Raw genomic sequence first — 21,994 nt, 5'->3', positions numbered from 1 at the left:
GCAATGTGCGATCTGACGATTCGAGGGAGGAGATGCGACAAGCCTGGTGGTGGCTCGGTATCGCGCTGCTCGTGGTGCTTCCCATAGAGGCGGAGGCACAGAGGGGCCACAGCGAGCCACACCGGGGGCTGAACGGAGCGGTCGAGAAGCTCATCGAGCACCGTCAGGAGCTCGGAATGACCGACGCGCAGCTCGCCCGGGTACAGGAGATCAAAGACACCGCGGATGCGCGCAAGCAGCCGCTCTGGCAGCAGATCATGGCCATCCGGCGCGAGCTGAAGGAGCGTCGCAGGGCCGAGCCCAACATGGCGGAGGCGGAGAAGGAGGCTCTCCTCCGGCGCAGCGGTGAGCAGATCGAAAGCCTCCTGAATCAGGTGCGCGCGATCGATCACGCCGCCATGCGAGAGGTTGGCGATGTGCTCACCGACGCGCAGAAGGAGAAGATCCGCGACATGGTGTCGAGGGACCGACGCGATCGCGACCACTCCGAAGAAAGACGGAGGCGTGAGGGCGCTCGCGACTGAGGTGGGGCGCGGCCCCGCGGTGCTGTCCGTCGCGAGTGAGGACGGACGCGCGGCTCCGGTCGTCGAGCTCGACGACACCGAGCTGGTCGAGCGCGTGCGTGCCGGCGACGTGGAGGCCTACGACCTGCTCGTCGTGCGGCACATGAAGCGCGCCTACTCGGTCGCGTATCGTTTGCTCGGGCAGAGAGAAGACGCTGAGGATCTGGTCCAGGACGCCTTTCTGGCCGCGCTCGAGAAGATCGACACCTTCAAGCAGGGACGCAGCTTTGCTCCCTGGTTTTATCGGATTCTGGTCAATCGCGGGCTGAATTCCCGCAAATCGCGGTCATTGCGCAGGATGGACGCACTCCCGCCGGAGATCTCCGACGCCAGTCGGTCTCCGCTGCGGGATACCGAACGAGCCGAGCTGAAGGAACGGCTCGCGGAGGTTCTCCGAACACTCCCGCCCCGGCAGAAGTCGATCGTGGAGCTGTTCGAGCTGGAGGGGTTCAGCAGCCTCGAGATCGCGGAAATCCTCGGGCTCTCGGATGGTACCGTGCGGTGGCACCTGCATCAGGCGCGGGCGAAGTTGAGGGAGGCGCTGGGGCCTTTCGTCCGGAGTAACAGAGAGGCATGAGATGAATCACCACGAGGAGCTGAAGCCGGATCCCTTGATCGGAGCCGCGTTGCGCTGGGTGGAGGGGGAGGTCCCGCTGGAGGAGGTGGACTGGGCGGAGATGCGCTCGAACATCCGGCAGCGAGCATCGCTTCCTCTGGCGCGCCGGCGCGCGCTGCAGGTTGCTTCACCCCGCTGGGTGAAGCCCTTGATCCCCCTGGCCGCGGCGGCGGGGCTCGCCACCGTCTTCTGGTTGGGGATCGGTCGAGAGGATTCCTCGCTGCCCGCGTCGACTCCGGTTGCCGTCGCCACCCCGGTTTCCATCCAGGAAGCTCTGCTCTCGGACGTGTCCGACCAGGAATTTCGGCTGCTGGTCGCGGATCGCGATGCCGACGAGCTTCTCATGATCGCCGCCAGCCAGCGCTGACCCCCGCGGCCCCGACCGTCGCTCCCGATCATCGCTCCCCGCTGCCTCGGGCGAGAACCCGCGCCCCGGGCCACTTTCCTTGACAGGACCGGGGGCCCCGCTTACTCTGCGCCGCTGCGAGCGTCACCGAAGGCGAGGTACCGGGTTCTTCCCCAGGCGTCTCCATTCGTTGCGACTCCGAGTTCCCCGCGCGGCGCCTCCGCCGCGCCATCGAGTCGGGATGTACGGAGACCCGGAACCCGACTTTCTTTTCTCGCCGAGGGCAGCATGCGCAACATCGGTACGGTCAAGTGGTTCAACGACGCCAAGGGTTTCGGCTTCATCACTCCTGAAGGGGGAACCCGCGACTGTTTCGTTCACCACTCCGCGATCCAGATGCAGGGATTCAAGTCCCTCACCGAGGGAGAGCGGGTCGAGTTCGACTTGGTGGAGGGCCCCAAGGGACCCGCCGCCGAGAACGTGGTCCGGCTCGGCTGACCGGGCGGTCATCCTCTCCGCATCCCGAGACGAACGGGCCGCCCCGAGCGAAATCGGGGCGGCCCGTTCGCTTGGCACCCGTCATTCTGCCGACCAGCGATGTCCAGAGACTCGAAGCCGGATTCATCGCCTGACCCCACCCGCGCACCGGGGGCAGCGCCGCTCACCGAGGACCACCGCCTCCTCCACCCGGACGACATCGTGCTCTCCGGCCCCTACGTGCGCCAGCACGTGGACGAGGAGGAGCTGGCGTCCCTGACCGAGTCGATCCTGGCCGGAGGAGAGATCAAGCAGGCGATCGGCGTGCGGGTGGAGGGCCCCGAAGAAGCCCCCAGCTACGTGCTCGTTTACGGCATGCGCCGGTGGCTCGCCTCCAAGCGCGCCGGGCTGGACCGGATCCCGGTGCGGGATCACGGGCGGATCTCGGTGGTGGAGGCCCTTGCGCTGCAGGTCGCCGAGAACGAGGCACGCGTGGATCCTCACCCCGTCGACACCGCGGTGAGCTACCAGATGCTGGTGCAGGAAGGAGGCATGAGCCAGGCGGAGGTGGCGCGAATAGCGGGGAGATCTCCCGCCCATGTCTCCTACATGCGCGCGGTCGGGGAGGCGATCCTGGCCTTGACCGACGAGGAGCGGGCGGCGCTCTATCGCACGCCCGAGGCGACCGTGCCGCGCTTTCAGCGCATTGCTCCCCTCAAGACTGTGGAGGAGCGGGCGGAGGCGCTGCGCTCGCTTCTCTACGAGGCCGGCCCGGCGACGAAGCGCGAGCTGAAGGGGATTGCCCAGGTGCGGGCGGGGGTGTCGAAGAAGACGGGCGCGTGGACGGTGCGTCTGAGCTATCGCGACGAGGATCTGCGTACCGATCCCGAGCTGGCGGCGCGGCTGGAGCGCTTCCTCGAGGACCAGCTACGGCGGGTGCGTCGGCTGCGCCCGGCGCCTCAGCAGAGGCAGCCCGTCACCTGGGAGATCGAGAGCGGCTGAGCCGGAGGGCGCCGATCAGGGCGAGTCGCCGACCAATGCGGGTCGCCGTTCAGCGTGGGTCGAAGGTGAGCGGGACCGCCACCCACACCGCCTTCGGCGTCGTCCCTTCGGGAAAGCGGAACACCATCCGTTCGGCGACCCGTTGCGCCGCTTCGTCGAGGCGCTCGTTACCGCTGCTGCTTACGACGTTACTCCGCTCCACGCTTCCCTCGGGAGAGACCAGCACGGTCAATACCGTCGTTCCGCCTACGCCCCGACGTCGCAAATCGGTCGGATACCGCTCCCTGAGAAGCTGGCCTACGAGGTCGCGGTTCTGCAGTTGCGGCGCAGGCGACTCGCTGGTTCTCGCCTCGAGGGGCTGCAACACCCGCGACGGCGTTACCGACGGCGCCGTATCGGTCGGAACGGTCACGTTGAGTGACGGGAGCAGGGCCGGCGGCGTGGTAGGAAGCTCAGCCTCGCCCTCCTCACCCGCGGGCACGGCCGAGTTCTCGGCGGTCGGCGGGGGCCGTGCCGACGATGGGGACCTTGCGGGTTCCTCTTGCCCCTGAGCAACGTTTCGAGGACGCGCCGGCGGCTCCTCCGGCTGGGTGACGCGCTGGGTCGCAGTGTCGGGCGGTGGCGGATCGGAATCGACGATCGGCTCGACCAGGGCGAAGCTCGGAGTGTCGACGGCGGCTGGCTGCGCCTCGCGGGTGGCCGGCGGCAGCGAGAGCGAGCTCGTCTCGTCTGCAGCATCCCGAAGGGTTCTCAGATCGAAAACCGTCTCTCCGTCCAGACTCCTTCCGGAGAAAGCCAGCGCTCCGGCGCCGCCGCTGAACAGGAGGACCACCACGGCGGCCGCCATGAACCGGCGCCGCCGACGTGGCTTGCGAGCCCGCTGGGCCAGAGCCTCCTCCACCACGATCTGCTCGATCTCGAGAGTCGGATACTCCGAGAGCGGGAGCGAGGACGCCGGCGCGGGCGCCACCGGTTGAGGCGGCACGGGGATCGGTAGCGAGGACGGAGCGGAACCCCCGAGCGCCGCGAGGAACTCGGATGCGTCGGACCAGCGCAGAGCCGGGTCCTTCTCCGTCGCCTTCTCGATCAGGCGCCGGAGCTTCTCCGGCGTGTCTGGCCGTCGCGCGAGCAGAGAAGGAAGCCTCTCCGTCTTCTGTTTGTAGATGACGTTGAAGAGATTCTCTCCCTCCCAGGGGCGCTCGCCCGTGAGCATCTCGTAGCCCACCATCCCCAGGCTGTACAGGTCGCTTCGACCCGTCAGCTCCCCACCGTCGATCTGCTCGGGCGACATGTAGGCGGGCGTGCCGATCACCACGCCCGTCAGGGTCACGCTCGTGGCCGCATCTCCCGATTTCGCAATGCTGAAGTCGGAGAGCAGGGCACGCCCGCTGTCGCCATCGATGAAGATGTTCTCCGGCTTGACGTCACGGTGGATGACGTTGTGCCGGTGGAGGTAGTCCAGCGCCGAGGCAACGTCCCTCAGTACCCGCTCCACCAGCTCGAGGGGAAGAGCCCCCTTCTCGAGAATGACCGACTTGAGCGTGGCCCACCCGCCGTGCTGCATCACCAGGGCAAGCGTACCGCCAGGGAGCTGCTTTGCAGCGTAGAGCATCACGATGTTCGGATGCTGCAGCGAGGCCAGCATACGCGCCTCTCGCTCGAAACGAGCAACCGCCTCGGCGTCCCCCGCGTGCGAATCCCGGATGACCTTGATGGCGACTTCTCGACCCAGAACGCGATCACGCCCGAGGTAAACCACGGACGCACCCCCGCGGCCCAGCTCCCGCACGATCTCATAGTCGGAGCCGAGAGCCAGCGCGACGTCATCGCGGACGGAGTGTTCGATGCTCATCGTTTCACCAGCAGACGGACAGGGGCGCAATCAGCGGGGGCTCAACTGGCGAGTAGCCGGAGGGCTAACCACATCACCAGGATTCCGGTGCACAGGCCGAACAGCACATTCTCGCTCAGGATGAACTTCATGATTCGCCGCAGGTCGGTACGGCGACTCGAGCTGCGCCGACTCCCGGCCACGATCTGGCTCTCCGGACCGGCGGTCAGTGATGCGGAGGGAAGCACCCGCGGCGCCTGTGCACGCCCTCGCATCTGTCCCATCGTGCTCCCGATCCATCCGGGTTGAAGCGGGGAGGCAGTGCCCGAAAACTGCACCACGGCGACCGACACGTTGTCGTCGCTACCGAGCCGCAACGCCTGGTCGATGAGGATGCGAGCTCCCGAGGCCGGATCAGGCGCGGCGATCAGGTGGTGCCAGGCCGCGTCATCGCTCAGCGCCCGATAGAGCCCGTCGCTGCACAGGAGCACGGTGTGGGCACTGCCGGAGATCTCGAACGGCCCGAAGAGATCGACCTCCACCGACTCCTGCGTGCCGATCGAGCGGGTGAGCGCGTTGCGCCAGGGCGAGCGCGCGATCTCTTCGGGGCCCATGAGCGATTTGCTTGCCGCTTCCTCGGCAAAGGAGTGATCGCGCGAGATCCGCTTGATGCCGTGCGTGTCGATGCGATAAGCGCGGCTGTCGCCGACGTTGGCGATCTCGTACACCGCGTCCGTTCGCAGCAGGGCCACCAGCGTGGTTCCCATTCCGGCCCGCGTGGGGTCCCGCAGGGCCTCCTCGTATACGGCCTGGTTGGACGCGATCACCGCTTCTTTCAGCCGTGCACCGGCGCGCAGCTCACGCGTAAGGACCTCCAGCGCCAGTGCACTCGCGATCTCTCCCGATTGGTGGCCTCCCATGCCGTCCGCGACCGCCACCACGTGCCGCCCATCGGGGAGCTTCAGGTCGAGCACCGCATCCTCGTTTCTGAGTCGACGGCCCTGCACTGTGGTGGCCGCGCTGCGGCAGTGGAAGAAATTCATCACGACCCCTGCAGGTAGCTCAGCTCCACCTCACCGAGCTGAATGCGATCTCCGTTCGCCAGCGGTGCATCCTGCATCGGCGGAAGCTCGCGACCGTTCAAGCGGAGCGGGTTCGTCGTGGAGAGGTTGGCGAGGAGCCACCTCCCGTCCTGATATCGGATGCGGGCATGCATCCGGCTCACCGTCGCAGCCGTTAGCTGGATGTGCCGGTACGGGGGCCCGCTCGCACGCCCGATGGTCACCTCGGGGACGGGTTGGTTACCGACCCGCAGAAAGCGAAATTCCCGGCCTACCTCCGGGCCTTCCAGCATCACCAGCCGACCGGGCAGCAACTGGATCGTGCCGTCTGCCGCAGTCGGCAGACGGATCGTCTCGCTGGCCTCGTCCACCCCCCTCGAGCCGTTCCCTCCGTCCAACGGCTGCCGCTTCCAGAGACCGGGTTCGATCGGCGCCGGGGTGTTCGGGCGACGCACTTTGCTGTCGGGGAAGACCAGTAGTGGTTCCGGCTCGGCCGATCGTTGGCTCCGGTTCCGGCGACGAATCGCCACCCCCACGAGCGCGGCCCCCATCACCACCACGACCCCGCCGAGGAGTGAGACCTCGATGACACTGCGTCCGAAGATGTCAGCGAATCCCACGTGAGCCTAGCGTCAGAGGAGTCGGCAATCAGAGCGCCTCCCCGCTCCAATCCAGGCAGCTGCGCAGGATCGTTCGTGGAATGCCGTTCGTTGCGGGGAGGGTGCAGGCGTTGCGCGGCGGCTACATGCTCGGGCGGCCGCGATCGCATGTGCAGCACCGGGGGCCGCTCGCGAAACCCCGGACGTGGCCGGAATCCGCCCGGGAGTGGGCAATCCGCATGCCCCCCATTCCGGCGGAAAGGCGCGCGAGGATGACTCGTCATTGAAGTATCGGCTGAGTCGGTCGGGATTCCGATGCGCGATCCACTGCAGCGGCCCACTCCGGGTGTCGGGTGAATCCCGCAAGCGGCGTGGCGCCCAGAAGACGCAGGTCCTCGTTCGCCGGGTGATCCAGGCAGTGCACGGGGATTTTCCAGGAGGCGCATTCCCGCGCGAGGCGCGCGAGCCGACCCCCGACCGTCGCGTGCAGGATCAGCAGGCGAGCAGAGAGCGCCGCCGCGAAACGGTTGCGCAGCTCGGCGGTGGCCGAGGTAGGGCGGATTGTGCCTGGTGGGAAGGGCGAGACGATCAACAGCCGACCAGCGCCCAGCGCCCGGCGCCAGCTCCTCGGCACTGCCGTCGGTGTCGATCGACGCGCGGGACAGATGATCACACTGGCAGATCCCTGCAGCAGGTAACTCAAGAGCTCTCGCTCCATGGGGGAGTGGAAGCCTCCCACCACCACCTCACCCGAGCTGGCCAGCGCCCTGGCAACGTCGTAGCTCTCGACGATGATTCTCCCGGGCGCGCGTTGTGAGCAGAACAGCCCGAGCGCCGGCTTCAACATCAGCTGCTCCGCCCCGACGACCTCGAGCCCGACGGGCGCCTCCGCACCGAGCCGCTGGAGCCCCGCCGGCCAGCCGGGATCGCCAGGGCTCAGCCGCCGCACCGCCTCGACGCGACGCATCGATCCGCCCCTCACCTTGCCGCGGGCTCGGCCCGCACCAGGTCGAACCCTCCGCGCCGAGCGATCTGAAGATACTCCAGCCACGGGTGCGTCCGGCGCCCGTCCCCGTCACCAAGGCCCGTTCCCAGCTCGGCCCGGAGGCGAAGCCGACGTGCCTGGATCTCCTGCTTACCCTCCGCGACTTCCTCCAGGGTGCCCCCCAGCTCCAGCCGGAGGCGCGTCAGCTCGTTCTCGGCTCTCGCCAGGTCGCTCGCCCGTCCCCCAGCCTCCCGGAGGGCTTGCTGCCGCTCTCGGTGACGCCCATTGCGGCCCGCTGGCACCCGCGGCCTTGTCAGGAACGGCGCTCCGCTTCCAACCCGCACATCGATGAGCGCGCTACTGATCCAGGAGGCATCGGCTCCGCCTCGGGAAGGCACGCAGGCCGCCAGGCGTGTGCGGCACACCCGCGCCTCGTCTTCGGTTGCAGCCACCCCGTGCAGGCACCGCAGGAGCACGGTCTCGTAGGCCAGCCGCTCGCGTCCCCCTTCCGATCGCAGCTCGTCGCGCCGGGCGAGCAGCCGGCGAAAATCGGGGCAGCAGCGCCTGCCTCTGCCACCTGCCCGGTCGATCTCCCACTCCAACCACGCCTGCATACGCTCCAGGCACGCAAGCGCCAGTGTAGCCAGAGCCTCGAGACACCCGACCAGCCACTCACCACGACCGCACCGCGGGTCGAGCACTGACAGCCGGCCGAGCTCGCGCCAGCAGGATCTCACCCGCTCGGGATCCTCGGAGGTAGTGACCGCACGCAACAGGGCCCCGCACGCCGACTCTCCCCGCCGCCGCTCCGGGCCGGGCAACCACCGACCTCGCGTCTGCAGGCGCCGGAGCATCACCACGGAGACCTCCTCCGCACCAGCAATCGCCTGCGCAACGGGCTCAGGCGGTTCGCGCTGGCTACCGTCCCGCCAGGGAACCGGGAGCCGATCCGCCAGCCCTCCGGCGCGATACTCCTCGACCTGAATCGGCGGAGCCAGAGGCGAAGCTCGGCGCCAGCTCCAGACCTCCCTCGCGCCCGCCGCGTCGGTGCAGACGATCGCCGACCACGGCGCCCGCTCCGCCATCCGTGATCCGATGGCTTGCCGCGCCTGCCACTCGGGAGGACCCGTCCCGCGGGCGGGTCCGACCGGCTCCGCCAGGAACACCGATCGCCCTTCGCCTCGCGCCAGGGGGGTCAGGCGATAATCCCTCCCCCTCACGCGCAGCCGGATCTCGTCGCCGATCAGCGGCTCCCACCCGGGCCGGCCGAGCAGCGCCTCCGCCAGAGCGCGTCCGTGCCGAGGGAGCCGCACGGCTGCGGCGACAGACGTTCCGTCGGATGGCGCGCTCGTCGATTGCACGGCCGCGGACTGGAGCATGATGCACCTCCGGGGCAAGCCGGCCGGCTGATTCCTTCTCAGGGCTCGAGCGGTGCGCCCATTGTACGCGGCGCCCGCTCGCTCTAGCCCCACTCTAGGTGGTGGGCCGTAGCGGGGGCAACGCACGGTCACACAGGCGCTTGGTTATGCTGGGACTAGCCACGAGGGGGCTGTGGGGGCGTGAGAAGCGCCTGCTGCCCACGACAGGCATCGGCCGTTCGGACCCCTGCGGTCCTGCCGGGTGCGAAGACACTGCGGACGCGGTCTTGGCGCTGCCTCCGATCCCATTCCTTCCTTGCGGATCGCGACCCAGCGGTCACCCGCGGATGCGCATGAGCCCTTCCTGAGCGACGGATGCCACCAGCTCTCCGTCACGTGTGTAGACCAATCCACGGGCATAGCCGCGCGCTCCCGCAGCACTGGGACTGTCCATCACGTAGAGCAACCACTCGTCCGCCCGGAAGGGACGGTGGAACCAGATGGAGTGATCGAGCGAGGCCACCTGCAGGTGGGCCATGCGGATGGAAAGGCCGTGCGGCAGGAGGGCGGTAGCCAGGAGGCCGTAGTCCGAGGCGTAGGCGAGCACCGCCTGGTGCTCGAGCTGCGCCCCCGGGACCTCGCCCTGGGCGCGCAGCCACATCATCTGCCGGGGCGGGCGTGGCTCCGGTAGGAAGAAGTCGGTGGGGTCGACGGGGCGGAAATCGATGGGCCGATCCTGCGTGAGCACCTCGCGCAGGCGCGGCGACAGGCGATCGGCAATGTCGCGGATCATGTCCAGCTCGCTCACCAGCGATTCGGGCGGTGGCGCCTCGGGCATGGGTGCCTGGTGACTCTCCCCCTCCTCACTGCGATGGAAGGAGGCAGTCATGCTGAAGATCGCCTGCCCGTGCTGTATACCGGTCACCCGGCGCGTGGTGAAGCTCTTCCCATCCCGCAACCGGTCGACGAAGTAGACGATGGGCGTGCTCACGTCGCCAGGAAGGATGAAATAGCCGTGGAGCGAGTGCGCCTCGCGCGGTTCGTCGACCGTCCTGCGCGCCGCTACCAGCGCCTGTGCCAGGACCTGTCCGCCGAATACACGTCCGGAGCCGATTTCGTGGTTGTAGCCGCGATAGATGTTGTGCTCCAGGGGCTCGAGATCGAGCAGGTCCAGCAGCTCCTTCAGCGGATCGGACATGGATCGACGTAGACGAGAGTGGGTCGATGAGTTCGCCGAAAGCGGCGCGAGTGCGCCCTCCGCCATGCAAATCGCCCGCCCGCCGCACCGGCACGCGGCCGGATGGGCGGGCGGGCGCACAGGACGGCACCGCTTGAATTCTACCAGATCTTCATCGAGCCTGTCGTGCTGAGGTGGCAAGCTCTGGCGACCTCAGGCGCGGGAGCCCCCGCGGGGTCACTCGGAAGCGGCCACCGCAGTCGATTCGGGCAGGACCACCGGAATTTCCTGCGCTGCACCGGCGTACGCCGGCGTCGCGATCGGCTCCGTGAACGCCGCGCGAACCGGGGTCCCCGCATGTTCGGGGGGAAGGCTCAGCCCCAGGAGGCCGAGGGCGGTCGCCGCGGTGTCGAAGGTTCGGATGCCCTCGGGCAGCTCCACACCGGGCTTCACGCCCTTCCCCCAAGCAATCCAGGGAATGGTAACATCCGATTCGGCATCCGTCCCGTGCGTGCGGCCATGGCCTCCATGATCGGCGGTGACGATCACGGTGTAGTTCCCCTCACCGAAGGCCTCGTCGGCCTTGCGCAGCACGCGCTCCGCGGCGCCGTCCGCGCGCCGTACGGCCCAACGGTAGACGAAGGTTCCCCAACCAATGGTATGGCCGGCGTAGTCCGGTTCACCGAAATGGACGAACAGCAGGTTCGGTCGGTGATCCTCGAGGTAGCGCTCGACCGATTCGGCGGTGTAGCCCGCGTACCAGCGACCGTTGCCCTCCGGCGCCTGACCGTAGTCCAGGGTCCCCGGAGCCATCAGGTGCTGGAACTTCGGCTTGGAGAAGAAGGCGGCGGTGTGGTAACCTGCCTTCCGGGCGATCGCGAACATCGTGGGCGTCTGGATCACGCCCTCCTCCTCCACCCGCTCATCGTTCCAGTCCACGCCGTGCATCGCCGGCGTCGCACCGGTGAGCATGGAGGTGTGGGAGGGCAGGGTGATGCTCGGCAGGATCGTGCGAGCCTCCAGCGAATAGGCGCCTTCGCGCATCAACCGCTGGAGCGTCTCGGCGTCTGCCCTCTCGATGGCGTCGGCACGTAGGCCGTCGATCGAGATCACGATGACGTGTTCGGATACCGCGCGGTTCTGTACTTCCGGCGCGGTGGAAGTGAGCGACACATAGGAGGGGCCGCTCGCCGGCGCCTGCATGAGGTAGGCGGGGGCCGGAGCGCACATCGCGAACGGAACGGCGGCGGCAAACACCGCGGCTCCGCGCGCCAGGCGTCCGAAGCTTCTCGGTGGCGTCATACTCCCTCCCCGGTAGCCAGCGGACGAAAGAGAGCACACCGAACGACCAGCCACCCTCTGGGAAGACAGCTTCGCCCGGCGGCGTAACTGATTGTCGATCTTGGATATCAGCGTACCCTTCCAAAGGGGCGTGGTTCCCGCGAGGGCTCAGAAGGGAAGGCCGAAGTCGACATAGAACTCGTGGTCCTCACCGCGGGCGTAGGTGAAGGAGACGGAGACTGCCGGCGTCATGAACCAGATGGACCCTCCCTGGGCGTGGTGCCAGCCGCCCGGGGATTCACCGTCGACGAAGACCCGTCCCGCGTCCACCAGCCCGGATATCCCCAGATCCCCGCGGAGCAGCAGCTCCAGCTCCACCAGGGGGACCCGCAGCTCCGCGTTCCCGAAGACCATCGCCTCCCCCGCAAAACGCTCCCGCTCGAAGCCGCGCAGGGAGTGCGAGCCACCGAGAAAGGCGGATTCCTGGAAGGGGAAGTCGCCCCAGGCGCGTGCGCCACCGCCACGCAGCGCGAGCACCGGACCCGAGCCAAGCGGCAGGGGGAGATAGGTGGCTGCGCTGGCCTCCAGCCGGCTGTACGGGCTGGTGATGTCCCACACGGGTGGAGCGAAGGTGGCGATCACCTCCGCGTCGAAGCCGCGCGTGGGGAACCACCGCGAGTCCCGGCTGTCCACCTCCAGTCCGGCTGTGGCGTGCGCCCTGCCCAGTGACTCTGAGCCGAAGGGGCGCGCGGCCGCCACGGGTGAGCCTGGCATATAGCGCGGATCGGTATGCAGCAGCAGGAGACCCGTAACGAGCTCCGTCGCGGGGCTGAGTGGAACGTGCCACACGGGCCCGAAGGAGAGCTCCCGGAGCCACACTCGCGACACCGAGCCCGCGCCCTCGCTGTTGTTCCCAAAGCCGTTGAAGCGCACCGCGTTCATGGTTGTGAGGTCGCCGCGCAGCTCCAGCCAGCGAGCACTTCCCTCGCGGGGCAGGGCTGCCCGGTATTCGAGGGCTCCCCGGCCGCTGAGCGGCGAGACGAGCGCGGTCAGGCTGTGTTTCGCTTCGTACGGTCGGTGCCGGAAGGCGTAGCGAGTGCGGCTCAGCTCTGCCCCCACGACAACCCCTACATGGGAGCGCCAGTCCCCCGTCGGCCCGATGGAGAGGCTCGACCCCCAGTCCTCGTCGCGGGACGGGAGCAGCCCGAGGGACCCACCGACCTCTTCCGGCGGCTCGTACGATCGCGTGTCGACGCGCGTGCGCCGCCCACCCTCGAACCGGTTCTCACCGCGATCATCGTAGAACGCTGATCGCCCGCGCCCCTTGTCCGCCAGATGGTCATCCCCTCCTCCTCCCATCACCCGCACCACCACCTCACGGCCGGGGCCGTCGATCACTGCCTGGTCGTCTCCCCCGTGAAGGTCGATCCGGAGCTCTGCTGTTTCCGTGGGATGGAATCGGCGTCGGTACACCGCCGTGCCCTCGCGGGTCTGAATGTCCACCTCCACTGATCCATCGGCTCGACGCTCGATGTGAGCAACCTCGTCCGCGTCGGTGGCGTGGATCTCCACCATTTCGGTCATGGAGGCATAGAAGGCGTCGGCGAGCTCGTGCAGGCGGTCGCGTCGGGCTCGCAGATGGCTCCGCATGGCTTCGGCGGTTTCCTCGCCATATCCCGACGGAAGGCGTGTCAGCGCATCGTCGATCACTTTGTCGGTAATGCATCCCTGCACGAATGCGGCGACGGAATCCCAGGCGGAACGCGGCAGCTCAGCCAGAATCCTCCGGTTGAGATCGACCGAGTTCGCCATCAGTGCCTCGACGGAAGGGTACTCCGGATCGAAGCTGATGAGGCGGTCGACGCCGATCATGCGTGCGCCGCGTGCCACGAAACCACCATAGTCCACGAACGCGTAATCGCGATCCTCCGGGATCGGCACCCACCACCGCTGGCCGTCGCGATCGTAGCGGGCCCACCTCCATTGGCCGTCGTGCCGATCCCAGTCGCCGATCAGCATGTCGACCAGGCGGGCCGTGAGGAACGTGCGGGCATCGACGCGGTTCGACGGATCGTCCTCAATCTCCTCGAGCATTCCTTCCGTGTCCTCGACCTCGACGGAGCCGGCGAAGCCCTTGCCCTCGTCCACCTCGTCCGGGTGAGCCTCGAATGTGCCGAGCATCCCTCCATATTCCTCGCGGAACTCGCCCAGCTCCGGGACGTCGGCGAGGACCACGAGCTTCGGGGCAGGGTTCAGCACGCCCACTGCGTCCAGCAGCGGGGTAGCTATGATGGGGGCGAGGGGCATCTGCGCGCTGGTGATGTCCTGGCGCACCCAATCCGCCACCGTTTCGCGCGCGTACTCAGGAAGGGCGGGGGTCAGCTCCTTGTCGACGGAGCGGAAGTTGTACTCCGTACCGTCTGGCGCGCGAAAGCGCAGCGCCTTTGTCTGGATATTGCCGCCACGCTCCACCGGGACGAGGCCGCCGTGCACTCGGCGAAAGTCGAACACCTCCACGCGGATGGGCTGCGTCCACAGCTCGCGGTACCCGTCTCCCAGTAACCATCGCTGGAATTTGCCCGCCTCGTACTGTGGGCCGGGCACCACGGTAACCGAGTCCTGTGAATGGAGAGGGGTCGCACCGAACGCCGCTGCCAGGGAGGTGGCGAGGCAGGAAAGGGTACGGCGGCCGGTCAGGTGGGTGCTCACGATGGTTCGCAGGGGTTGGTCGTCGTCGCGCGAAGCGGCGACTGACCCCTTCGAAAAAACCAGGCCAGCGACGGATCGTCGCTGGCCTGGTGAATGTGCCTCAGGCTGCCGCGGGGGGCTTCAGTCGCTTCACTTTCACCCGCCAGACTTCCGGACCGTTCTCCAGGTACTCGAAGGTGAACGTTTCCTCTCCGTGCAGTGCTCGGAGCGTGTAGTACATGCAGGAGGGTTCGTGGTCGACGGTCAGATCCAACACCCCGTCCAGCGGCAGTTCCTCGTACGCCGCCATGATGGTGGTGAAGCGGTCCTTGGGCTCCACTGGACGCACATCCAGGGTACGGTGCAACGAGTTCGTCATGAGAGGTTCTCGGTCGTGGTTGGGACGCCGCTCGCCGGTAAGGTCGTCAGCCCCGGGTCGGACTGCTTGCTTCCACATCCCCAGCCGCCGGCCCGGCCTAGCCAGGCGCTCCAGGCATAGTGGTAGCTGGGGGTACTGGGCGTGAGCACGATCGGACCTTCGTAGCGCGCGAGCGTGAGCCTTGCCATCACCGCTCCGATCCCCATCCCTGATTGGGCGTGGGACTCGGGCCCTCCGCCGTGCAGCCGCACGTACCGCAGCGCATCACCCGCCGCATCGATCACATCAGCCAGCTTTGCAACTTCGTCCACGCCAGGGCGGATTTCCCAGGCGAGCCCGATGACCTCGGTGTGCGGCAACGGGGTCAGCAGGTAGCGAATCGCCTCGACCACCCGTGCGTCGGACCCGTGTGCCAGGTAGAGTCGTCCGCCCGCGGACTGGAATAACTCCGCCGCGCGGGGAACCACCGGCCGGTCGAGCCCGCCGATCGGGACCACCACCGGAATATTCGCGAGGCCGCTCAGGCGCGCGGCGTCCTCCAGGAGCTCCGGCTCCAGTCGCGGGCAGTAGAGCCCGGTCACCGCGAGGCCGACCGATGTGGCGGCGGAGTTTGCCTCCGCCGCCGAGAAGCCGTGAGCAAGGTGCAGCCCGGGCCCGTCGGTTCGCACCAGTTCCAGGCCGGAGAGGCCACGCCGCACGCAGCCGGCGAGCAGCTCCCGGAGCGAGGCGTCGCGAACTGCTGCGGAGCTGAGGGCAAGACGCATCAGAGCTTCGAGATCTCGACTCGCCAGACCTGCGGGCCCTTCTCCAGGTACTCCCAACCGAACTGCCCCGGCCGCTCCGCCTCGAACTGGTAGCGCAGCGGGAAGGGATCGTGGTCGTTCACCAGGATGAACGACTCGCCAGAGGCGAGTGCCTCGAAGGTCTGGAAGATCGTCGGATGCTTCTCCCGCGGTGGAATGACCCGCACGTCGAGCTGCATCGGAGTCCGTTCTGACTGCGCCATGGTCTGTCTACCTGTGTTGGTCTGGTGTTGTTGTTTCCGGCGTCGAGCGGCCGTGCCACTCCGCATCCCGCCGCCCGTTACGTCATTCTGCGTCACGTCTGCGGATGAAGACCCGCACGATGCCTTCAGCCTGCTCCCTGATGTCGTAGGCGTAGCCGAGCTCGTCGAGGCGCGGCAGCAGGAAGTGCGGAATCCGCTCGTTGATCTGGAGGAGTGTCTGGCCCGCGCCGAGGGTCTCGAGGGCCGCCAGCGTCCGCACCATGGGCTCCGGCGGTTCGAGGCCGCGGACGTCCAGGATCACGAGGTCGTTGTCGGCTTCCGCCGAGGTTGGGGTGGCCTCGCCCGCCGAAGCCGACCGGGGCGGGGCACTCCCGGCCGCGTCGGCTCCGCCTGGGGCGGAGGCGGTCGACGCGGCGTCCGCCACGTCGGCCATGCCTCGCGGGTAAAACCACACCCGCCAATCGTCCTCGGCGAGCCGCTCGGTCCAGTGATCGAAGCCCTGCTTGCCGAGGACCGCATAGAGCGGCACGGGCTCGAAGGTCGCCCGTAGCCGCAGCACGCCACCCTCCGGCAACGCGGCCTTCGCGGCCATGATGCGGCTGAAGGGTTCGCGTCCGTTGCGAAGATCCTCCCGCACGTCGAGGTCGAAGAGCCGCTCCGGTGCGAGGCCGGCGAGGTGCGCCGGAAGGGAGGCGCCGGTATCGATCATTTCGCTTTCCTGTTTGCTTATCTCTGGCGGTTCGGGCTCCCGGTCCGGCGCGGCCGCGGCGGTCGCTGGTTTCGGTTCTCTCGTACCCGAGCCCTCTCCCGCGAGGGCGGCGTTGATCCGTCGCACCAACAGGTCGGGCTCGAGCCCGGCCATTCTGGCCACTTGCTCCACCGTCGCGAGCCTCCCCATCACTTTGCGGGTTACAGGGTTACGAAGCCCCTTCAGGCTCGGAGTGGTGGCGAGGATCACCTCCAGGACGCGCTCGTCCCGAGCCAGAACCTCGATCAGCCGGTCCGATGCCTTGATCACCACGCACCCTCCTGGATCATGCCTGGATGCCAGCGAGGCTCCCAGACGAGTTGCGGAATTACTTCCTCCACCCCCTCCACGTACGAGACGGCATTCAGCACACCGCTGGTGATCGCCTCTTCCATCGGACACCCCGGCGTGGTGAGGGTGAAGGTGACCTTCACGGTCGAGCCCTCGATTTCGAGGCTGTACACGAGCCCGAGGGTCACGATGTCGAGACCGATCTCGGGATCGATCACCGTGGAGAGGGCGTCCCACACCGCCCCACGATCGACCTTCTCTTCTCTAGCCTCCGAGCTCGCCTCCGAGCTTTCCCCCGCGACCGGCGGCGGGTCACTTGCTCCCGTGGGCGGTGAATCGAGGGCGGCCGCGGCCCGGAGGAACGCGTTTCGTCCGCTCATAGGGGTCTCTTTCGTGAGATGTGGATCATCTGGATGAGCAAAACGCTCACGCCGAGCAGCAGCAGGGCTGCACCGGTCCGCACCACCGCCTGCGCCGCCAGCAGGATCCCCAGCCCCATGGCCAGGATCCCCGCGGTGGCCGCCACGACCACCACCTCCGCTGGGCGATGCGCATACAGCTCTGCCACACGGGGGACCTGCTGCTTCCCGACCAGCGGGCCGAAGCGGTGGAACCAGATCAGGAAGGGGAGGATCTTGTAATAGTGGCCGCAGACGAAGAGCGTGATCCCGCCCAGCAACGCGACCACGTACGCGGTTGCGATCCGAGGGGCAGCCAGGCCGCTCGCCAGGTGAACCGGGGCGATGAGGAGCGCCACCCCGAGCAGTGAGAGGCCGCACGCGGCCAGGCGCATCCCGGGATCCAACTGCGGCTTGCGGCGATGACGGAAGAAGAGCGCGCCCTGGAGAAGCAACGCCACCAACCCTCCCCCGAGCAGCGCCGCAATCGTCCATACCAGCCAGGGATGCAGCGCGTGGTGGCCGGCCAGCAGCACCGCTACGCCGGTGCTCAGCAGGATTGCGGCGATCTTCCCGGGCACCTCGGAGGCACCGTGCGCGAGCAGGAACATCGGCAGCAGCCGGTGCGCGACGCCGACGATCGTGAGCAGCACCCAGCCGGCGATCGCGACGTGCAGGTGCACGGCGACCGCGAGATAGCGGTCAGCTCCCAGGTAGCCCCAGCGAAGGTTGCCGGCGAGCGAGATGCCCAGGATGACGGTGCTGGCGAGCGCGGTGGCCGAGCCGACCAGGCACCACCAGGTGAGGTTCCGCTGTGTCGCGCGCTTCAACGTCGCGGCCAGGTTGCCGACAAACGCAAGCAGGGCGGTGCCGAAGAGTGCCGCGCCCACCAGCGCCAACGGCACGCGGCCGAGTATGAGCCCGATGACGAACAGCGCGAGCCCCGGTGCATAGAGCAGGAGACCCGCGGCCGCCAGCCGGGTGGAGCGGATCGGCGTCTGCAGCGCGACGGGAAGGAACTGGTAGAGTGCGCCCTTGATGCTCGTGGTGATCCAGCCGAGCGTGAACAGGTGGGTGATCGCCACGACGCGCGGCATACCGAAGCTCCCACGCGCTAGATCGGGTGCGGCCCACACCAGTCCCAGCGTGCCGGCCAGCAGGAACCCTCCCGCGACGGCGAAGTGCGCTCCCGGCAGGCGCAGCGGCGGCGCCATACGCGTCGCCAGCGAAGGCGCAGGCGGCACGCTGGGAGGAGCCGTCGTCTGGGGGCGCAGCGAAGGCGTCGCACCCGATCCGGGGGAGACTTTCTGCTTCATGAGAGGAAAGGTGCGCGGCGGGAGAGGGTGCCGCTGTGACAGAGATCACGGGAGGGAATCGGGCGCGACCACGAAGGCCGCGCCCGGCAGGTCGACCTCTAGACTACACCTCTAAATTACCCCCTGCGCGACCATGGCTCGCGCCACCTTGAGGAAGCCCGCGATGTTCGCCCCCACCACGTAGTTCCCCGGTGCGCCGAACTCCTCCGCGGTCTCATAGCAGAGGTCGTGAATGTTGACCATGATCTCCTTCAGGCGCCCCTCGGTGTACTCGAAGCTCCAGCTGTCGCGCGAGGCGTTCTGCTGCATCTCGAGCGCCGAGGTCGCCACGCCACCGGCGTTGGCGGCCTTGCCCGGGCCGAAGGCGACGCCCGCTTCGTGGAAGACGCGAATTCCCTCCGGAGTGGTGGGCATGTTCGCCCCCTCCCCGACGGCAATGCAGCCGTTCTCCACCAGGCGCGCGGCGTCCTTGCCGTTGAGCTCGTTCTGCGTCGCGGACGGCAGTGCTACCTGGCAGGGCACCTCCCAGATGTTGCCCCGCTCGGTATAGCGGGCCTTGGGGCGCTCGCACACGTACTCTTTGATGCGCGCCCGCTCTTCGAGCTTGATCCGCTTGAGGAGCTTCAGGTCTATCCCGTCTTCGTCCAGGACGTAGCCGTTCGAGTCGGAGCAGGCCACCACCAGCCCACCGAGCTGGTGGACCTTCTCGATCGCATAGATGGCCACGTTCCCGGACCCCGAGACCACACAGCGCTTTCCGGACAGCCGGTCGCCGCGCACCTGCAGCATCCGGTCGACGAAGATGGCGACGCCGTAGCCGGTGGATTCAGTGCGTACGAGCGATCCTCCCCAGTCGAGGTCCTTGCCGGTGATCACCCCCGACTCGTGGCGGTTGGTGATGCGCTTGTACTGCCCGAAGAGGTACCCGATCTCCCGGCGCCCCACGCCGATGTCTCCCGCCGGCACGTCGGTGTATTCGCCGAGGTTGCGATACAGCTCGGTCATCAGGCTCTGACAGAAGCGCATCACCTCGTCGTCCGAACGGCCCTTGGGATCGAAGTCGGAGCCGCCCTTGCCGCCTCCCAGCGGCATCCCGGTGAGGGAGTTCTTGAAGACCTGCTCGAAGCCAAGGAACTTGATCACCCCGAGGTTCACGGACGGGTGGAAGCGGAGGCCGCCTTTGTAGGGACCCAGGGCACTGTTGAACTGGACGCGGAAGCCCCGGTTGATGTGCACCTCGCCCCGGTCGTCCTGCCAGGGAATGCGAAATATGATCTGCCGTTCCGGTTCGCAGATCCGCTCGATGATCTTGTGCTGCGTGAATTCCGGGTACTTCGCCAGCACCGGTCCGATCGTCTCGAGGACCTCCCGAACCGCCTGGTGAAATTCCGGCTCGCCCGGGTTCCGGGCGAGGATGTCGGAGTAGATCGCCTCCACCTTCTCGTCGAGTTGCACCACTGGCTGCCTCCTGGCGTGCAGGACGCCGCGCTACGGACGTCGGCACATGTGCGTGCATCCGCCGTGAGCGCGGCGACGTTGAACTATCGAATCAGAACCGCTCCCCCTTTGCCTCCCGGATCTGGCTGCCGACCGGCCGGATCCGGCTCCACATGGTCCAGAAATAGACGGCGAGGCCGACCGCCTGTCCAATTCCACCCGCCAGCACCACCCACCCCAGCCAACCGGCGTCACTGCTGGCGCGAGCGACTTCGCCCAGGAATCGGCCGGCGGTGGAGGGCATGAGGATCCAGTACGCCGCTTCCGCCCTCTCCGGGCGATAGCGCTCGTCGCCCTTCTCCGGCCGGGGGAAGAGCCAGAGCCCCACACCCAGGATCAGAAACATGACGAACCCGACCAGCACCGCGTGCGCGTGGGCGGAAACCAGATAGGGGTTGGGCCACACGCCGGCCAGCTCACGGCGGGCGAGCATGTAGACCCCCAGGGTCAGCCCGACCATGAGGAAGGCGATGCCGGTTTTTATGAAGCGGCGGACGAGAGTGTACATTCCTCCGGTGGTTTCAGGAAGAGGTGGCGTCGGCACACCGACAATGCGAAGCTCTTCGCAGGACTGATGTGACGTCCGTCACAGCAACACGCGGATTGCTGGTGCAGCTTCCGCCTGCGGAAGCAGCGAGACGCCTTGGTCCGCGGCCCGAACGCGAAACGGAATGCCACTACTCTATTATGTCAGCGTCACCGTGCACGTACTGGCCGCTCTCCTCTGGTTGGGCGGGATGTTCTTTCTCGCCGTGGTCGGGGCGCCGGTGCTCCGTACGGTGGACCCTCCCCAGCTGCGCAGCGAGCTTTTCCGCCGGCTCGGAGAGCGGTTCCGCAGTGTGGGGTGGGCGGCGATCGCGGTCCTGCTGGTGACGGGGATCGTCAACCTTCACTACCGGGGGCTGTTGACCCGGCAGGTATGGGGGAATGCCGACTTCTGGAGCACGTCTTTGGGCCAGGCGCTCGCCTGGAAGCTCGGTGCCGTCGCAACCATGCTGCTGATCAGCGGCATTCACGATTTCGTGACAGGTCCGGTGGCGTCTCGCCTGCGACCGGGCACGCCGGCCGCGCTGACTGCCCGTCGTCGGGCAGCCTGGCTGGCTCGCATCAACGCGCTGGTGGGGCTGGTGGTGGTGGTCGCGGCGGTTAGGCTCGCTCGAGGAGGCTGAGATGAGTTCTGAAGCGGTCGCCCTGCTCCGTCAGCTGTCGATCTTCAGCCGACTGAGCGACGACGCGCTGGGAGCGGTCGCCCGCCGGACGGTGATCCGCTCGCTCCCGCGCGGGCGCCAGCTCTTCCGGCGTGGGGATCCCTGCCAGGGCCTGTACGTCGTGGTGTCCGGAATGGTGCGGGTCTACCGCTCCAACCAGGACGGGAAGGAGCAGACGCTGCACGTGCAGGGGCCGGGGCAATCCATTGCCGAGGTGCCCCTGTTCGACGGTGGCCCCTACCCCGCCTCGGCGCGGGCCGACGTGGACTCGCGCATCCTCTTCCTGCCGCTGAACGACTTCCAATGGCTCTACCGGCACCACCCGGAGATCGCCGACTCCGTGATCCAGGAGCTGGGCAGGCGGTTGCGCAGGATGGTGCGTCTGGTGGAGAAGATCTCGCTGCGCGATGTGCCGTCGCGCGTGGCCATGACGCTGCTGGAGTACGCGGAGAGGCAGGGGGGATCTGGGGAGCTGGAGTTCGAGCTGCCGCGTACCCAGGAGGAGCTGGCGGCCGAGCTCGCCACCACCCGGGAGAGCGTCGCCCGCGCCCTCTCGCAGCTCAGGAAGTCAGGAGCGATCGCGCAGAAGGGCTCGCATGTCCGCGTGTTGGACCTGCGCCGGCTCGAGTCAGTGGCCTTTTCCGGAGGGAGAGAGTGATGGAGCCGTTCGTAAGAGGCTTCATTCGAGCCAGCCTGATCTGGCTCGCGGTCGGGGTGACGATCGGTGTCTCGATGGCCTTCTGGCCCCAAGGAGCACTCGTCTACCGCACGGCTCACATACACGCCAACCTGCTTGGCTTCGTGAGCATGATGATCTTCGGTGTCGCCTACCACGTGATGCCGCGCTTTACCGGCAACCCGCTGCACTCGCGGCGCGAGGCCGCGGTTCACCTCTGGTTGGCGAACCTGGGCCTCGTGCTTCTGGTGGGTGGCTGGATCACCCGCGTCTGGACCTGGCCGGCGGGGGACGTGGCGCTGCGCGCGGGCGCCGCGGTGAGCGCGCTCGGAATCCTCCTCTTCATCCATAACCTGTGGCGCACGCTGGGACCGTCCGTGGCCGGAACCGGACGGCGCGCACCGGTGCCGGCTGTCGCGCAGCCTCCGGCCGTTCACAGTTGAGGCGCCACCATTTCGATCACGCCAATACCGTTTCAACCATACTGATCC

24 protein-coding genes are annotated in these 21,994 nt (G+C 67.8%); 8 read left to right on the top strand and 16 right to left on the bottom strand.

Features of this window, described 5'->3' with window-relative positions:
- Positions 1 to 32 precede the first annotated feature (32 nt).
- From VF167_17535 to VF167_17515, 5 genes are all read left to right on the top strand, one after another.
- Positions 33 to 524 (top strand): Spy/CpxP family protein refolding chaperone, encoded by a 492-nt coding sequence (locus tag VF167_17535; protein ID HEX6927231.1) that lies wholly within the window; start codon positions 33 to 35, stop codon positions 522 to 524.
- The gene (locus VF167_17530; protein HEX6927230.1) at positions 505 to 1,140 is read left to right on the top strand and encodes a sigma-70 family RNA polymerase sigma factor; all 636 of its coding nucleotides are present in this window, start codon (positions 505 to 507) and stop codon (positions 1,138 to 1,140) included. The genes VF167_17535 and VF167_17530 overlap by 20 nt, the downstream gene beginning before the upstream one ends.
- 1 nt (position 1,141) lies before the next feature.
- Positions 1,142 to 1,546 (top strand): hypothetical protein, encoded by a 405-nt coding sequence (locus tag VF167_17525; protein ID HEX6927229.1) that lies wholly within the window; start codon positions 1,142 to 1,144, stop codon positions 1,544 to 1,546.
- Positions 1,547 to 1,813: 267 nt separating this feature from the next.
- Positions 1,814 to 2,023: a cold shock domain-containing protein gene (locus tag VF167_17520; GenBank protein HEX6927228.1), complete on the top strand. Its 210-nt coding sequence runs from the start codon at positions 1,814 to 1,816 to the stop codon at positions 2,021 to 2,023.
- Positions 2,024 to 2,122: 99 nt separating this feature from the next.
- The gene (locus VF167_17515) at positions 2,123 to 3,004 is read left to right on the top strand and encodes a ParB/RepB/Spo0J family partition protein (GenBank protein ID HEX6927227.1); all 882 of its coding nucleotides are present in this window, start codon (positions 2,123 to 2,125) and stop codon (positions 3,002 to 3,004) included.
- A gap of 49 nt (positions 3,005 to 3,053) precedes the next feature.
- Here VF167_17515 and VF167_17510 read toward each other — a convergent pair whose 3' ends face one another.
- The 16 genes from VF167_17510 to VF167_17435 form a co-directional block, all read right to left on the bottom strand.
- Positions 3,054 to 4,856 carry a TonB family protein gene (locus tag VF167_17510; protein ID HEX6927226.1) on the bottom strand — a complete coding sequence of 601 codons (1,803 nt, stop codon included), beginning with the start codon at positions 4,854 to 4,856 and terminating at the stop codon, positions 3,054 to 3,056.
- A 41-nt stretch (positions 4,857 to 4,897) separates the two neighbouring features.
- On the bottom strand, positions 4,898 to 5,878 hold the full coding sequence (locus tag VF167_17505) for a protein phosphatase 2C domain-containing protein (GenBank protein HEX6927225.1): 981 nt from the start codon (positions 5,876 to 5,878) through the stop codon (positions 4,898 to 4,900).
- Entirely contained in the window at positions 5,878 to 6,516 is a 639-nt protein-coding gene (locus VF167_17500) for an FHA domain-containing protein (GenBank protein ID HEX6927224.1), read from the bottom strand. Before VF167_17500 ends, VF167_17505 begins: the two co-directional genes overlap by 1 nt.
- Positions 6,517 to 6,775: 259 nt before the next feature.
- Positions 6,776 to 7,462 (bottom strand): hypothetical protein, encoded by a 687-nt coding sequence (locus VF167_17495; GenBank protein ID HEX6927223.1) that lies wholly within the window; start codon positions 7,460 to 7,462, stop codon positions 6,776 to 6,778.
- An 11-nt stretch (positions 7,463 to 7,473) separates the two neighbouring features.
- The gene (locus VF167_17490) at positions 7,474 to 8,859 is read right to left on the bottom strand and encodes a hypothetical protein (GenBank protein HEX6927222.1); all 1,386 of its coding nucleotides are present in this window, start codon (positions 8,857 to 8,859) and stop codon (positions 7,474 to 7,476) included.
- Positions 8,860 to 9,175: 316 nt separating this feature from the next.
- On the bottom strand, positions 9,176 to 10,036 hold the full coding sequence (gene tesB, locus VF167_17485; GenBank protein HEX6927221.1) for an acyl-CoA thioesterase II: 861 nt from the start codon (positions 10,034 to 10,036) through the stop codon (positions 9,176 to 9,178).
- Positions 10,037 to 10,252: 216 nt separating this feature from the next.
- Complete coding sequence (locus VF167_17480) at positions 10,253 to 11,317, bottom strand: ectonucleotide pyrophosphatase/phosphodiesterase (protein ID HEX6927220.1); 1,065 nt, start codon at positions 11,315 to 11,317, stop codon at positions 10,253 to 10,255.
- A 147-nt stretch (positions 11,318 to 11,464) separates the two neighbouring features.
- Positions 11,465 to 14,005: a BamA/TamA family outer membrane protein gene (locus VF167_17475; GenBank protein HEX6927219.1), complete on the bottom strand. Its 2,541-nt coding sequence runs from the start codon at positions 14,003 to 14,005 to the stop codon at positions 11,465 to 11,467.
- Between the two features lie 100 nt (positions 14,006 to 14,105).
- Entirely contained in the window at positions 14,106 to 14,363 is a 258-nt protein-coding gene (locus tag VF167_17470) for a DUF2249 domain-containing protein (protein ID HEX6927218.1), read from the bottom strand.
- Positions 14,360 to 15,127: a hypothetical protein gene (locus tag VF167_17465; GenBank protein HEX6927217.1), complete on the bottom strand. Its 768-nt coding sequence runs from the start codon at positions 15,125 to 15,127 to the stop codon at positions 14,360 to 14,362. The genes VF167_17470 and VF167_17465 overlap by 4 nt, the downstream gene beginning before the upstream one ends.
- Positions 15,127 to 15,369 carry a DUF2249 domain-containing protein gene (locus tag VF167_17460; GenBank protein HEX6927216.1) on the bottom strand — a complete coding sequence of 81 codons (243 nt, stop codon included), beginning with the start codon at positions 15,367 to 15,369 and terminating at the stop codon, positions 15,127 to 15,129. The genes VF167_17465 and VF167_17460 overlap by 1 nt, the downstream gene beginning before the upstream one ends.
- Before the next feature lie 82 nt (positions 15,370 to 15,451).
- A complete protein-coding gene (locus VF167_17455) occupies positions 15,452 to 16,387 on the bottom strand; it encodes a DUF2249 domain-containing protein (GenBank protein HEX6927215.1) in 936 nt (311 codons plus the stop codon).
- Positions 16,384 to 16,788, bottom strand: coding sequence for a metal-sulfur cluster assembly factor (locus tag VF167_17450; GenBank protein HEX6927214.1), 405 nt, complete (start codon positions 16,786 to 16,788; stop codon positions 16,384 to 16,386). Before VF167_17450 ends, VF167_17455 begins: the two co-directional genes overlap by 4 nt.
- Positions 16,785 to 18,122 (bottom strand): hypothetical protein, encoded by a 1,338-nt coding sequence (locus VF167_17445; protein ID HEX6927213.1) that lies wholly within the window; start codon positions 18,120 to 18,122, stop codon positions 16,785 to 16,787. Before VF167_17445 ends, VF167_17450 begins: the two co-directional genes overlap by 4 nt.
- Before the next feature lie 111 nt (positions 18,123 to 18,233).
- Positions 18,234 to 19,580: an NADP-specific glutamate dehydrogenase gene (gene gdhA / locus VF167_17440; GenBank protein HEX6927212.1), complete on the bottom strand. Its 1,347-nt coding sequence runs from the start codon at positions 19,578 to 19,580 to the stop codon at positions 18,234 to 18,236.
- 91 nt (positions 19,581 to 19,671) lie between these two features.
- Positions 19,672 to 20,127 carry a cbb3-type cytochrome c oxidase subunit I gene (locus VF167_17435; protein ID HEX6927211.1) on the bottom strand — a complete coding sequence of 152 codons (456 nt, stop codon included), beginning with the start codon at positions 20,125 to 20,127 and terminating at the stop codon, positions 19,672 to 19,674.
- Positions 20,128 to 20,290: 163 nt separating this feature from the next.
- Here VF167_17435 and VF167_17430 point away from each other — a divergent pair, with 163 nt between their 5' ends.
- The 3 genes from VF167_17430 to VF167_17420 are packed head-to-tail and all read left to right on the top strand — an operon-like array spanning position 20,291 to position 21,946.
- Positions 20,291 to 20,788 (top strand): DUF4149 domain-containing protein, encoded by a 498-nt coding sequence (locus VF167_17430; protein ID HEX6927210.1) that lies wholly within the window; start codon positions 20,291 to 20,293, stop codon positions 20,786 to 20,788.
- A 1-nt stretch (position 20,789) separates the two neighbouring features.
- Positions 20,790 to 21,485, top strand: a complete 696-nt coding sequence (locus VF167_17425) for a Crp/Fnr family transcriptional regulator (GenBank protein HEX6927209.1) — start codon at positions 20,790 to 20,792, stop codon at positions 21,483 to 21,485.
- Positions 21,485 to 21,946: a cbb3-type cytochrome c oxidase subunit I gene (locus tag VF167_17420; protein ID HEX6927208.1), complete on the top strand. Its 462-nt coding sequence runs from the start codon at positions 21,485 to 21,487 to the stop codon at positions 21,944 to 21,946. Before VF167_17425 ends, VF167_17420 begins: the two co-directional genes overlap by 1 nt.
- Positions 21,947 to 21,994: the final 48 nt, after the last annotated feature.

This window comes from Longimicrobiaceae bacterium, assembly GCA_036375715.1.
Taxonomy (GTDB): domain Bacteria; phylum Gemmatimonadota; class Gemmatimonadetes; order Longimicrobiales; family Longimicrobiaceae; genus DASVBS01.
This window is presented reverse-complemented; position numbering and strand designations above follow the sequence as displayed.